Below are 13,674 nucleotides of genomic sequence, written 5' to 3' on the forward strand. Positions count from 1 at the left end.
CCGGTTCCGCGCACGCGGACGCCAGCAGGCCCGCCAAGGCCGGGATCAGGCGATGGGCGCGTCGAAGCATCGTCATGGTTTCCCTTTTCCACGCCTTTGGGTCACGGTTATAGACTGGAGAATCCACCGGAGGATCGTATAATTGGGATGTTTATCTCTCCTGGGTTGAAGGTCGGCTTCCTTTCATGATGCAGAGCGCCTGCCGCCGGCTTGCCCGGAAGATCGCCGTCATGCTCATGGCGAGCGGCGTCTGGCTTCTCTCCGGTCCGTCGGCCGAGGCTCAGTCTCCGGTTCGGACTCGAGCCCAGGAGCCGCATGGCGGAGTGACCCTGGCGCCGCCGGCAACTCCCGACGGTCCCACCATCGCGCTGACGCTTCCCGACGCGGTGGCTCTTGCCCTGCGGGACAACCGGACGATCAAGAGCGCCTATTTGCAGCGGATATCACAGAAGTTCGATCTGAGGGTGGCGGAGGACAAGTTCTCGCCGCGTTTAACGGTGTCGGGCACGGCCATCGCCCGCCGGGCGAACGGCCTCGGTTCCCGCAGCGCCGACATCACCCCCATCATCGACATGACGACGCCGTTGGGGACGCAGATCGTTCTTGCCGCCCCCACCAGCCATGTCCGGGACGGCGGGGCGTCCACCTTTTCATCGGCCCTCAACCTGGCGGTGATCCAGCCGCTCCTGCGGGATGGCGGCATCGAGGTGAACACCGCGTCGGTGCGCATCGCCCGCATCGACGAGCAGATCAACCGCCTTCAGCTCAAACTCACCGTGTCGCGCACCGTGAGCGAGGTCATCCTCACCTACCGGGAGTTTCTGAGGGCGCGGGAACAGCTGCGGATCGCGCGGGAGTCATTCAAACGCTCGCGCGACCTGCTGGATGTCAGCCGCTCCCTGATCCGGGCCGGGCGCATGGCCGAGGTCGAGCTGGTGCAGAACGAGGCGGACGTGGCGGCCCAGGAATACGCGGTCGAGGAAGCCGCCAACCAGCTGGACGGCGCCCGGCTGGCGCTTCTGGGCGTATTGGCGGTCAGCGCCAGCACGGACATCAGCGCAATGGACACGCTGGAGTCCCGCGCGATGCGGATCGACGTGGAAAAGGCCCTGGTCATCGCCTTCGACAACCAGCCGGAGCATCTGGCCCAACTTCTCGCCATCGAACGGAGCAAAATCACCCTGGCGGTTGCGCGCAACCAGCGCCAATGGGATCTCGCGGCCATCGGGGGGGCCAATCTGGGACGGACGCGCGCTCCGCTGGGCCGGGCGCGGGACAGCGGTGTCTATGGCGGGCTGCAACTCGTCGTGCCGCTGGGCGACCTGTCGCTGGAGCAGGCGGAGGTGGGGGCCAACGTGGCATGGCGCGAGGCCGAACTGCGGTTGGAGGCGCTTCGCCAGCGGATCGAGAAGGAGGTCCGGGACGCCGTCCGCAACGCGCAGACCCGCTGGCGGCAGCTCGAACTGGCGCGCCGGTCCCGTGATCTGGCGCGCCGGAAGATCGACGTGGAGAATCAGAAGCTGAAGGTGGGCCGATCCTCGAACTTTCAGGTGCTGAGCTTCGAAGCGGACCTCAGAAATGCCGAGAACGCCCTGCTGTCCGCGGTGATCGCCTACCTGAACGCGCTGACCATTCTGGACCAGCAATTGGGGACGACGCTTGATACCTGGCAAATCTCCATCAATGACTAGCGGCCCGAGTGATGTCCCGGACCGCCGGATGCGTCTTTCCTGGCGCCGCGCCGCCTTTTTGGCCGCATCGGCTGGCGTTGCCGCGGTGGCTGTGGTCGGTTCGGGCGTCTGGTCAACGGTGGCCGGTCCCGCCGACTCCGGCCAACCCCGCATCGTCGTGGTGACCGCCAAGCCCTTGGTCTCGCGAATCAGCGTGGTCGGCGTCGTGGAGCCGGGGACGACCGTCAACGTCGTGGTGCCCTTCGATGGTTCGATCAAGGAAAAGCGCTTTGAATACGGTGGCCATGTCGGTCATGGGGCGGTGCTGCTGGTCATGGACACGGCGGAACTGGATGTGAGGCTGCGAGAGGCTCAGGTTGGGCTCCTGCGGGCCAGCCGGGCGGTGGACGAGTTGAAGGGTTGGGCCGCCGGTGCAGAGGTCTCCCGCGCGCGGCGCGGCGTGGCCGCGGCGAAGCTGGCGCTCGACGACAGCCGCCGCAAAGCGGCCGAAACGCGGCTTCTGCTCGATCAGGGGATCGTGCCGCGGATGGAATGGGAAACCCAGGTGCAACAGACGGCAACCCTGAAGATCCAGCTTGAGGCGGCGGAACAGGAGCTGAAGACCGTTCTGGACAGGGGTGGCCAGTCCCATCGGGAGATCGCCGAACTGGAGCTGAAGAACGCGCAGGCCCGGGTGGCGGAGTATCAGGAGCAGCGTGACCGCACGGCGATCGAAGCCCCTGTGTCCGGCATCATCCTGCGCCCGATCCAGACTCCATCCAGTCAAGCCCTCCAGCCGCCCCTGGACATTGGCGCGCGGCTGTCCCGGGGCCAGTCGCTGTTCACCGTTGCCGATGTGGAGCGGCTGGTGGTGACGGCCAAAGTGGACGAGGCGGACATCAACCGTCTGCGTGTCGGTCAGGCGGTGGAGGTCACCGGCGAGAGTTTCGGCAACGCCGCCATCAACGGCCGGATCGCCCATGTCTCGGCCCAGGCGTTGCCGCCCACGTCGGGGCAGGGGGCGCTCTTCGAGATCAAAGTCGACATCACCCCGACCGACGAGCAGGCGCAGCGCATGCGCGTCGGCATGTCGTCCGTCGTCACGATCATGGTGTACGAGAAGCCGAACGCGCTCGTGGTTTCCCCGGAGGCTCTGTCGAAGGATGGCCAGGGACCGTTCGTGATGGTTCTCGATCCACGGACGGAGCAGCCGCGCAAGACGCGGGTCATACTGGGACGGCCCACGGAGGATGGTGTCGAGGTGCTGGATGGACTGCAGGAAAAGGACAGGCTGCTCGTGCGCTGACCGATGGCCGATTGGGCAAATCGCCAAGGCTGCGTCAGGTCTCACGGCGCGGCGTGCATGAGGACATGACGCCACGCTGAGGCGGCTCGAGCGCCCTCATAAGAGCGATGCCGTTCCAAACCCCCATGGCATTATTAACATAAAAATTCAGTATTTTTAGATTTTCAAAATCTACTAGTTAAGTAGATTTTGTTTGACAGGCTGCTCTCGGATTGGTGTGATCGAGGTGAAAATCAACCTTGGCGATGCTATTTCGGGAGGCTTCGATGGCAGCGGGTGTGAAACGGGTTGGGTCCACCGCAAGACGGGCTTTCCTCGGCATGACCCTGGCGGCGGGTGTGGCCCTCCTCTCGTCCGGTGGCGCGCGGGCCGAGGCGACGGACCTGACCATCGCCATCCAGTACGGGCTGAGCTACCTGCCGCTGATGGTCGCCAAGAACCACGGGCTGATCGAAAAATACGCTGCGGCGGAGGGAATCGGGCCGGTCAAGATCAACTGGCTCGTTCTGAACGGCGGCGTGGCCGCCAACGACGCTCTGCTGAGCGGCAACGCCCAGATCGTCTCGGCCGGCATCTCGCCGCTTCTGGCGGCCTGGGACCGGACGCGGGGCGGCATCGGCGTGAAGGCCATTTCGGGCCTGGACTCCTCCGCCTTCTGGATCAACAGCAACAACCCCAACGTCCGCAGCATCCGCGACCTGACCGACAAGGACCGCATCGCCGTGCCGGCGGTGAAGGTCTCGATCAACTCGGTCGTTCTTCAGATCGCCGCGGAGAAGGAGTTCGGGCCGGGGCACCATTACGATTTCGAAGCGCTGACCACGCCGCTCAGCCCGCCGGACGCCACCGCGGCCCTGGTGTCCGGCAAGACGGAAATCACCGGCCACGTCACCACGCCGACCTACGGCACCCTCCAACTCGCCCACCCGAACGTCCACCGCATCTTCAATTCGCGCGACGTCATCGGCGAGGCGACGCTGGTGCTGAGCTACACCACGCAGAGATTCTACGACGAGAACCCGAAGCTCACCGCCGCCGTGGTGAAGGCGATGGGTGACGGCTTCGCGCTCATCAAGCGCGACAAGACCGAGGCCGCCCGCATCTATCTGGCGGAAGAGCGCAGCAAACTGACCCAGGACGAAGTCGTGGCGCTGCTCAACAACCCGGACATCAGCTACTCCCAGATCCCCCACAACACCGGTGTGATCGCCGACTACATGCACCGCATCGGCTCGATCAAGACCAAGCCGGCCTCATGGAAGGACTACACCCTTCCGATCCTGCACAGCGAAACGGGGAGCTGATCCATGAGCAGCGACCGTGAACCGCCGGAGGAGTTGGTCTGCCTGCCGTTTCCCGAGGCCATGGCGCTGTGGCTGCTGATGTCCGATCCCGGCGAGACCGATCCGTCGCTCGACCTCCGGCTTTTGCACACCCTTTCGGTGGCCTTCGTGCTGCTGGCCTTCGGCGCCGTCGCGCTGCTCGCCTGGTTCCACGCCGCATGACGCCGGCCGCTCTCCGCCCTCCTGCCCGCCTCTCCATCCCTTCCTTCCCACAGGAGTCTGTCCGATGAGCCTTCCCAGCGGTTTCGACATCAAGCCCATCAACGGCAACATCGGCGCCGAACTGCGCGGCGTCACCCTGTCCGGCGATCTGCACCCGGCGGTGCTGAAGGCGATCCAGGACGCCGTCTATGAGTACAAGGTGATCTTCGTCCGCGATCAGCACCACATCGACGACGTCCGGCAGGAAGCCTTCGGACGGCTGTGGGGCAAGCTGGTCGGCCATCCGACCGTGCCGTCGCTCGGCGGGACCGAAGGCATCCTGGATGTGGACGGCTCCCGCGGGGAACGCGCCAGTTCCTGGCACGCCGACATCACCTTCCTCGGCGATTACCCCAGCATCACCATCCTGCGCCCGCATGAACTGCCGGACCGCGGCGGCGACACGCTGTGGGGCAACACGGCGGCGGCCTACGCCGAACTGCCGGAGCCGTTGCGCGAGTTGGCCGACAAGCTGCGGGCGATCCACACCAACCAGTACGATTACGTGGGCGACCGCGGGAACGTCCGTGAGGACGGGCTGAAGCGCTTCAACGAGGTCTTCACCTCCACCGTTTACGAGACGGAGCATCCGCTGGTCTCCGTGCACTCGGTCACCGGCGAGCGCACCCTGCTGGTCGGGCATTTCCTGCAACGGCTGGTCGGCTTTGGCACCTCCGATTCCAACCGGCTGATCGGCATCTTCACCGACCACGCCACCCGTCCGGAAAACACGGTGCGCTGGCACTGGTCGCCGGGCGACGTGGCGATCTGGGACAACCGCGCCACCATCCACCGCGCCGTCGACGACTACGGCGACCGTCCCCGCGTCGTCCGCCGCACGACGGTGGCCGGCGATGTGGTGGTCGGCGTCGATGGCCGTCCCAGCGTGACCCGCGTGCTTGGCCGCAAGCCGAGCCTCGCCGCCTGACATCCTGCCGGGTCCGGCATGGGGGTTCACGCCCTCCGTGCCGGACCGGAGGATCGCGGAACCGGCGGGCTGGCGCGGGTTTCGCGATTCTCTTTCGTGCATAAATAACATGATATATATGTATATATTGTCTATTTTCGCTGTTGAATCATTCGTGGAATCATGATGTCATTTTCCTACTAGAGATTAGGTAAAATTTTCGGAGGTTCGTATGTTCCACCCTGGACGTGTCATCCGTCACGCGCTCTGCGCCTTGGCCGGGCTGGGGCTTGCCGCCGCAGCGCTGGCCGGTCCGGCGGCGGCGGAAGGCCGGATACGGATCGCCGAACAATACGGGCTGGGCTATCTGCCGCTGCATGTGCTGCGCCACCAGAAGCTGATCGAGAAGCACGGCAAAGAGCTGGGTCTCGACGTCACCGTGGAGTGGGTGCAGCTCTCCGGCGGCGCCGCGATGAACGACGCGCTGCTGTCGGACAGCATCGATCTGGGGTCGGCGGGCGTCGGTCCGCTGCTGACCATCTGGGACCGCACCAAGGGCAACGCCAACGTCAAGGCCATCGCCGCCCTGAACAGCATGCCGCTGTTCCTGACCACCACCAACCCGACCGTCAAGACGCTCAAGGACTTCACCGACAAGGACAAGATTGCCCTGCCGGCGGTGAAGGTCGGCGTCCAGGCCCGCGTCCTCCAGATGGCCGTGGAGAAGGAGTTCGGGGAGGGCAAGTTCGACGCGCTCGACAAGCTGACCGTCTCGCTGCCGCATCCCGACGCCACCGCCGCCCTGCTGTCCGGCTCGTCGGAGATCACCGGCCACATCTCCGGTCCGCCGTTCCAGTACCAGCAGCTGCGCGATCCGAAGATCCACAAGGTCTTCAGCTCCTACGACGTGCTGGGCGGGCCGCACACCTTCAACCTAATCTGGGCAAAGGAAGCCTTCCGGACCAAGAATCCCAAGACCTATCAGGCCTTCCTCGGCGCGCTGAAGGAGGCGATGGACGTCATCAACGCCGACCATTCCGCGGCGGCGGACATCTATCTGGCGCAGAACCGGGGCGACCTCGACAAGGCCTTCGTCGTCAGCATCCTCGACGACCCGGACAACCAGTTCACCGTCGCCCCCGCCCGCGTCGGGGCTTTCGCCGACTTCATGCACAAGGTCGGCGCCATGAAGAACAAGCCTGCCTCCTGGAAGGACCTGTTCTTCGAAGACCTGCACGGCGAAACCGGGAGCTGATCCGATGAACGCCTTCACCTATCCCGCCAGCGTGGACACCGAGAGCGTGGGCACCGCCAGCGTGTCCGAACGCCCGCTGCTGGACGTGTCCGGCGTGACGCTCCAGTACAAGACGCGCCGCCATCTGGTGACTGCGACCTACCGGGTCGATTTCCAGGTGTTCCAGGCGGAACGCTACGTCCTGCTGGGGCCGTCCGGCTGCGGCAAGTCTTCGCTGCTGAAGGCGGTGGGCGGCTTCCTCCAGCCGGTGGAGGGCGCCATCCGCCTGAACGGCCGCACAGTGACCGGGCCGGGGCCGGACCGCATGATGGTGTTCCAGGAGTTCGACCAGCTGCCCCCCTGGAAGACGGTGAAGCAGAACGTCATGTTTCCGCTGCTCGCCAGCGGCAAGGCGTCGCGCCGGGAGGCCGAGGAGAAGGCGCTGGACTGCATCGCGCGGGTGAACCTGTCCAAGTTTGCCGACGTGCACCCGCACATGCTGTCGGGCGGGATGAAGCAGCGCGTCGCCATCGCCCGCGCCATGGCGATGGAGCCGGACATCCTGCTGATGGACGAACCCTTCGCGGCGCTGGACGCGCTGACCCGCCGCAAGATGCAGGAGGAGCTGCTCCAGCTCTGGGACGATCTGCGCTTCACCGTCCTGTTCGTCACCCACTCCATCGAGGAGGCGCTGGTCGTCGGTTCGCGCATCCTGGTGCTGTCGCCGCATCCCGGTCAGGTGAAGGCGGAGCTGAACTGCGACGGCTACGACCATTTCGCGGTGGGCAGCCCGGCGTTCCAGGACACCGCCCAGCGCATCCACACCATGCTGTTCGCCGACGAGGTGGAAACGGTGAAGGGGCTGCCGTCATGACCGGCCTGTCCCTGGCCCCACAGGGCCGCCGCGTGCCGCCCGTCCGCCCGGAGTATGAACGGACGGTCGCCACCACCGGGCCGATCGGCGACGTGGCCCGCCCGCTGTCCCTGTGGGAGCGGATCGGCAACATCACCGCGCTCCGCCGCTTCGCCGTTCTGGCCACGGTGGCGCTGCTCTGGCAGGTCGCCGCGACGTGGCAGAACAACCCGCTGATGTTCCCCACCTTCACCGCCACCGTCGCGGCCCTGTGGGAGGCGATCTGGCGGGAGAACCTGCTGTCGATGGCCTGGGTGTCGCTCTCGGTTCTGCTGAAGGGCTACGTCATCGCCGTGGTGCTGGCCGTGCTGCTGACCAGCTTCGCGGTGTCCACGCGCATCGGCAATGACGTGCTGTCCACCCTGACCTCGATGTTCAACCCGCTGCCGGCCATCGCACTGCTGCCCATCGCCATGCTGTGGTTCGGGCTGGGCGCGGTCAGCCTGACCTTCGTTCTGGTCCACGCCGTGCTGTGGCCGCTGGCGCTGAACACCCACGCCGGCTTCACCTCGGTGTCGGAAACGCTGCGCATGGCCGGGCGTAATTACGGGCTGAGCGGCATCCGCTACGTCGTCACCATGCTGATCCCGGCGGCCTTTCCGGCCATCCTGACCGGGCTGAAGGTCGGCTGGGCCTTCGCTTGGCGCACGCTGATCGCGGCGGAACTGGTGTTCGGCGTCTCGTCGGGCAAGGGCGGGCTGGGCTGGTTCATCTTCCAGAACCGCAACGAGCTGTACATCGACAAGGTGTTCGCCGGCCTCGTCACCGTCATCCTGATCGGCCTCGTCGTCGAGAACGTCGTCTTCCGCTGGATCGAGACCCACACCGTCCGCAAGTGGGGCATGGTCCGATAAGCCCTCTCCCCTCTGGGGAGAGGGTGGCCCGAAGGGCCGGGTGAGGGGGTTGCGCTTTTGCCGAACGCACCAAACCGCGCATCCCCCTCACCCTAACCCTCTCCCCGGAGGGGAGAGGGAATTGACGTGAGCCTTCAGCAAGGAAATCCATCCGTGCCTTTCGACAGCAACCTGACCACCGAGCGCCCGACCTTCGTCACGCATCTGGAATGCGCCTACACCGGCGAGCGGTACGAGGCCGACACCGTCCACAACCTGTCCAAGGCCGGCAAGCCGCTGCTGGTCCGCTACGACCTTGAGGGGGTGCGCGGCGCGCTGACCAAGGACGCACTGGCCGAACGCCCGCAGGATTTGTGGCGCTACCGCGAGCTGCTGCCGGTGCGCCGGGTGCAGGACATCGTCAGCCTGGGCGAGGCGGTGACCCCGCTGGTCGCGCTGCCCAAGCTCGCCGCCAAGCTGGGGGCGGCGGAACTGCTGTTGAAGGACGAGGGGCGTCTGCCCACCGGCTCCTTCAAGGCGCGCGGGTTGGTCATGGCGGTGTCCATGGCGAAGGCCTTCGGAATCAAGCACATGGCCATGCCGACCAACGGCAACGCCGGCGCAGCGCTGGCCGCCTACGCGACGCGGGCCGGCATCAAGACGACGATCTTCTGTCCGGAGGACACGCCGGAGGTCAACGTCTCCGAGATCGAACTCCAGGGCGCCACGGTCTACCGCGTCAACGGGCTGATCGACGACTGCGGCAAAATCGTGGGGGAGGGCAAGGCCAAGGCCGGCTGGTTCGATGTCTCCACCCTGAAGGAGCCCTACCGCATCGAGGGCAAGAAGACCATGGGTCTGGAACTGGCCGAGCAGCTCGGCTGGGAGGTGCCGGACGTCATCTTCTACCCGACCGGTGGCGGCACCGGCCTGATCGGCATGTGGAAGGCCTTCGCCGAACTGGAGGCCATCGGCTTCATCGGCTCCAAGCGCCCGCGCATGGTTGCCGTGCAGGCCGCCGGCTGCGCCCCGATGGTCCGCGCCTACGAGGCCGGGGAAGAGCACGCGCCGCGCTGGCAGGACGCCCACACCATCGCGTCCGGCATCCGGGTGCCGCAAGCGGTCGGCGACTTCCTGATCCTGCGCGCCGTGCGGGAGAGCGGCGGCTTCGCCGTCGCCGTGCCCGACGAGGCCATCCAGGCGGCCCTGGACGAGGCGGCGCGGGCGGAGGGCTTCCTGCTCTGCCCGGAGGGCGCCGCCACCTATGCCGCCTACAAGCAGGCGCTGGCCGACGGGCGGGTGGGCCGCGACGAGCGCGCCGTGCTGTTCAACTGCGCGACCGGGCTGAAGTACCCGCTGCCGCCCGTCCACCGGACGCTCGACCGTCACCAGCCCATCGACTATTCGGTGTTCTGAGGATGAATGGTCCTTACGCGGCGGACCGTCTGGTGGCCCTTGTGGACGCCATTCTGCAACGGTCCGGCAGCAGCCCGGAGGAGGCGGCCAACGTCGCCGCCAACCTCGTGGACTCCGACGCGACCGGCCACGCCAGCCACGGCGTGTGCCAGATCGCCGTCTACGCGAAGAGCCTGGAACTGGGCCACCTGCAACCCAACCGGCACGCCCGCGTCGTCCGCGACGAGGCGCCGTTCCTGGTGGTGGAGGGGGATGTCGGCTATGGGCAGGTGATCGCGCGGGAGGCGACGGACCTCGCCATCGCGCGGGCCAAGGCCGGCGGGGCCTGTGTGCTCGCCCTGCGCAACGCCCACCACATCGGGCGGGTCGGCTCCTACGGCGAGCAGTGCATCGCGGCCGGCTTGATCGGGGTCTTCTTCGTCAACGTGGTCAGCCGTCCGCTGGCCGCACCCCATGGTGGCGGGCGGCCGCGGCTGGGCACCAACCCCATCTGCATCGCCGTTCCCGCCACGCCGGGCCATCCGCCCTTCCTGCTGGATTTCGCGACCAGCGCGGTGGCGGCCAACAAGTGCCGTGTCGCCGCGGCTTCCGGGAAGGAGGTCGCCGACGGCCTGCTGATCGATGAGCGGGGCGCGCCGACGCGCGACCCCGGCGTGATGTTCCGCGACCCGACCGGCGCCATCCTGCCCTTTGGCGGGCATAAGGGCTACGGGCTGGCGCTCGCCTGCGAGATTCTCGCCGGGGCCTTGGCCGGCGGGCTGCCGGCCCTGCCGGAGAACCTGCGTCCGGGGCGGGTGGTGAACAACGCGCTGGCGTTCCTGATCGACCCGGCGCGGGTGTCCGGAGCGGAGAACAGCGGCTGGCAGGCGTTGACCGATGCGGTGCTGGACCACATCCAGGACACCCCGCCGGTGCCGGGCGGTGACGGCGTGCTGGTGCCCGGCGGGCCGGAGCGGCGGAGCCGGGTGTTGGCCGCTGAGCACGGCATCACGCTCGACCCCGACACCGTGCGCGCCCTGCACGGGATCGGGGGCGCGCTCGGTCTCGACGTTCCGGCCTTCCTGGGGGCCTGACCGGGTGGGGTCAGGGCAGGATGCGGTTGCGCAGAACCCCGTCCTCCAGGAACAGGCGGGCGGTCTCGGCGGCGTTGCGGCGCATCTCGACCGCGGCCTCTTCGGAATGGAAGGCGTTGTGCGGCGTGACCACGAGACGGCCTTCCAGCCAGGGTTCCCGCCGGCGCCAAGCGTCCAGCAGCGGGTGAGGGGCGGGCGGTTCGGTCGGCAGCACGTCCGTCCCCACCGCGGCGATTTGGCCGCTGCGCAGCGCCGCCTCCAGCGGGTCCAGCCCGGCGAACATCTCGCCGCGCGCCGTGTTGACCAGCAGGGCGCCGGGCTTCAGCTTCGCCAGGAAGTCCGCGTCGATCAGGCCGCGGGTCTCCGGCGTCAGCGGGCAATGGAAGGTCACGATGTCGGATTCGGCCAGCAACTCGTCCAGCCGGCGGACGCGGCGATAGCCGACCGCCTTCTCGTGCCCGGCGGGCTGCTGCGGATCGTAGCCGAGGATGCGGTGGCCGAAGGGCTTCAGCCGGTTCACCACCGCCGTGCCGATCCGCCCCACGCCGACGACGCCGACCGTCGCCGCACTCGACCGCCGCAGCGGGGTCAGTGTGTTGGCCTGCCACGTCGTGCTGTAGCCGCGGGCGCGGGCGTCATGCTCCCACAGGCGGCGCTGCAGGGAGAGCAGCAGGGAGACGGCGTGGTCGGCCACCTCCTCCGTCCCGTAGTCCGGGTTGTTGCAGAAGGGAATGCCCGCGGCCTCCAGCGCCGCCACGTCGACCTTGTCGTAGCCGACCCCGAACCGCACGACGATGCGGCAGCGCGGCAGCTTGGCCACCGTCGCCGGGCCGATGCGGGTGCTCCACACCAGCAGCGCGTCCAGCCGGGCCAGACGCTCCGGGTCCAGATCCTCCTCGCGGCGGGTGTCGAGGAAATCCACCTCGGCACAGCCGTCCAGAACCGCCGCCTCCAGGTCCGGCGGAGGGATCATGTGGTCGGTGATTCCGACGACGAAGGGTGCACGCTTGCCCATGGTCATTCTGCGGTCCGGGTCCTGATGGTCGAGGGGAATCAACAAATTTTACAAGTTGTTTCCGATGCGCAGCATATGAAAGCACATGCGATACGGCAAAAGCCAACTTGTTAAATAGGGATTCATGGTGCTCTAATGATGTCAATTCGGGGGCGCCCCGCGGGGTGCTGGACACAGGGAGAGGAACGACGAGCATGCCGTCCCACGACACCGCGCACAGCATCGCCATCGTCGGCGCCGGCTTCACCGGCAGTATCCTGGCGGCCCACCTTCTGCGCAAGGCGGAGGAGCCGACGCGCATCCATCTGATCGAGCGCGCCGGGACCCTGGGCACCGGGCTGGCCTATTCCACCGACAGCGCGGCGCATCTGCTGAACGTGCGCGCCTACAACATGAGCGCCCATCCCGACGACCCGCGCCACTTCCTGCGCTGGCTGTGGGCGAAGGATCTCGGCGGCGACGTGCCGCCCAGCGGCCACGCCTTCGTGTCGCGCCGGCTCTACGGCGCGTACATCCAGGACGTGCTGCGCGAGGCGCAGGCGGAGGCTCCCGCCCATGTGACGCTCGACACGGTGCGGGCGGAGGTGGTCGATGCGGCGGTGGACGGCTCGGCCGACGGCGGCGTTCGTCTTCGGCTCACCAGCGGGGAAAGCCTCGCGGTGGACCGGGCGGTGCTCTGCGTCGGGCATTTTCCGCCGTCGCCGCCGCGCATCGCGGCGCCGGAGGTCTTTGCGTCGGAGCGCTTCATCGGCGATCCCTGGAACCGCGAGGCCGTCGCCGCCATCGATCCGGACGCGCCGGTGCTGATCCTAGGCACCGGGCTGACGATGGTCGACGTGGTGCTGTCCCTGGAGAACCAGGGCCACCGCGGCCCGATTCTGGCGCTGTCGCGCCGCGGGCTGCTGCCCACCACCCATCTGGAGACGCGGCCCTTCAAGAGCTTCGTCCATCCCCAGACGATGCCCGGCACGGTGCTGGACGTGCTGATCGCCCTGAAGGCCGACGTCCGCCGCGCGCGGGAGGAGGGGTTGGACTGGCGGGCCGCCTTCGATTCCCTGCGGCCCTTCCACCCGCTGATCTGGAAGCATCTGCCGTTGGAGGAGCGGCAGCGCTTCCTGCGCCACGCCCGGCCCTATTGGGAGGTGCACCGCCACCGCATGGCGCCGGAGGTGGCCGCGCGCATCGAGGCCCTGCGCGAGAGCGGACAGCTGACCGTCCGTGCCGGCCGCCTCCAGTCGCTGGCCCCGACCCCCGAGGGGGTGGAAGCGACGGTCCGCGCGCGGGGCGCCGAGGACGCGTTCTGGACGCGGACGGTTGGCGCCATCGTCAACGCGACGGGCACCGAATGCGACTTCGGGCGCATCCGCCATCCGCTGATGCGCGCCTTGCTCCAGCAGGGTCTGGCCCGTCCCGATCCCTTGCGCCTCGGCCTCGACGTGACGGAGGAGGGGGCGTTGATCGGGGAGGACGGGGCGGTGTCCGACCGCCTCTTCGCGCTCGGCCCGGTCAGCCGCGCGCCGTTCTGGGAAATGACCGCGGTTCCCGAATTGCGCAGCCAGTGCGCGGACGCCGCGCTCACGCTCGCCCGCCGAGGCGTCAGGAGAAGTCTCCCCGCATAAGCGCACTGGTGACGTGCTTGTTTCGAACCATGAAGCCGGCTTCGTGGATGAAATTCCTGCGCCTGTTGTGATCCGGGCGTTGAGGAACGTTTTTGGTTTGCCGCAGCGGGCGTAATCCCCGGAAACCGCCTCGTCGGCGCGGCC

General features: G+C 67.6%; 12 protein-coding genes. 11 read left to right on the top strand and 1 reads right to left on the bottom strand.

All coding sequences use genetic code 11. The annotated features are described in order from the left end of the window. The first annotated feature begins 185 nt into the window (after positions 1–185). From ACWPN7_RS03915 to ACWPN7_RS03960, 10 genes are all read left to right on the top strand, one after another. Positions 186–1,691 (top strand): TolC family protein, encoded by a 1,506-nt coding sequence (locus ACWPN7_RS03915; protein ID WP_247881715.1) that lies wholly within the window; start codon positions 186–188, stop codon positions 1,689–1,691. A 28-nt stretch (positions 1,692–1,719) separates the two neighbouring features. Continuing rightward, positions 1,720–2,976 carry an efflux RND transporter periplasmic adaptor subunit gene (locus tag ACWPN7_RS03920; protein WP_492273120.1) on the top strand — a complete coding sequence of 419 codons (1,257 nt, stop codon included), beginning with the start codon at positions 1,720–1,722 and terminating at the stop codon, positions 2,974–2,976. A gap of 320 nt (positions 2,977–3,296) precedes the next feature. Beyond that, a complete protein-coding gene (locus tag ACWPN7_RS03925) occupies positions 3,297–4,280 on the top strand; it encodes an ABC transporter substrate-binding protein (protein ID WP_456526660.1) in 984 nt (327 codons plus the stop codon). Positions 4,281–4,283: 3 nt separating this feature from the next. Next, positions 4,284–4,481: a hypothetical protein gene (locus ACWPN7_RS03930; protein WP_451994009.1), complete on the top strand. Its 198-nt coding sequence runs from the start codon at positions 4,284–4,286 to the stop codon at positions 4,479–4,481. Positions 4,482–4,545: 64 nt separating this feature from the next. After that, on the top strand, positions 4,546–5,448 hold the full coding sequence (locus ACWPN7_RS03935; RefSeq protein WP_451994007.1) for a TauD/TfdA dioxygenase family protein: 903 nt from the start codon (positions 4,546–4,548) through the stop codon (positions 5,446–5,448). 211 nt (positions 5,449–5,659) lie between these two features. Further along, complete coding sequence (locus tag ACWPN7_RS03940) at positions 5,660–6,682, top strand: ABC transporter substrate-binding protein (RefSeq protein ID WP_040134249.1); 1,023 nt, start codon at positions 5,660–5,662, stop codon at positions 6,680–6,682. A gap of 4 nt (positions 6,683–6,686) precedes the next feature. Further along, positions 6,687–7,535: an ABC transporter ATP-binding protein gene (locus ACWPN7_RS03945; protein ID WP_051658229.1), complete on the top strand. Its 849-nt coding sequence runs from the start codon at positions 6,687–6,689 to the stop codon at positions 7,533–7,535. Beyond that, positions 7,532–8,428: an ABC transporter permease gene (locus ACWPN7_RS03950; protein WP_459196711.1), complete on the top strand. Its 897-nt coding sequence runs from the start codon at positions 7,532–7,534 to the stop codon at positions 8,426–8,428. Before ACWPN7_RS03945 ends, ACWPN7_RS03950 begins: the two co-directional genes overlap by 4 nt. 153 nt (positions 8,429–8,581) lie before the next feature. Further along, positions 8,582–9,823: a threonine synthase gene (locus ACWPN7_RS03955; protein WP_459196712.1), complete on the top strand. Its 1,242-nt coding sequence runs from the start codon at positions 8,582–8,584 to the stop codon at positions 9,821–9,823. 2 nt (positions 9,824–9,825) lie between these two features. Further along, complete coding sequence (locus ACWPN7_RS03960) at positions 9,826–10,896, top strand: malate/lactate/ureidoglycolate dehydrogenase (RefSeq protein WP_459196713.1); 1,071 nt, start codon at positions 9,826–9,828, stop codon at positions 10,894–10,896. A gap of 10 nt (positions 10,897–10,906) precedes the next feature. Here the strand turns inward: ACWPN7_RS03960 and ACWPN7_RS03965 are convergent, their stop codons facing one another. Then, entirely contained in the window at positions 10,907–11,917 is a 1,011-nt protein-coding gene (locus tag ACWPN7_RS03965) for a C-terminal binding protein (RefSeq protein WP_459196714.1), read from the bottom strand. Positions 11,918–12,105: 188 nt separating this feature from the next. Between ACWPN7_RS03965 and ACWPN7_RS03970 the strand changes: the two genes are divergently transcribed. After that, the gene (locus ACWPN7_RS03970; protein WP_459196715.1) at positions 12,106–13,530 is read left to right on the top strand and encodes an FAD/NAD(P)-binding protein; all 1,425 of its coding nucleotides are present in this window, start codon (positions 12,106–12,108) and stop codon (positions 13,528–13,530) included. Positions 13,531–13,674: the final 144 nt, after the last annotated feature.

The sequence above is a fragment of the Azospirillum sp. UENF 312511 genome (assembly GCF_058780635.1).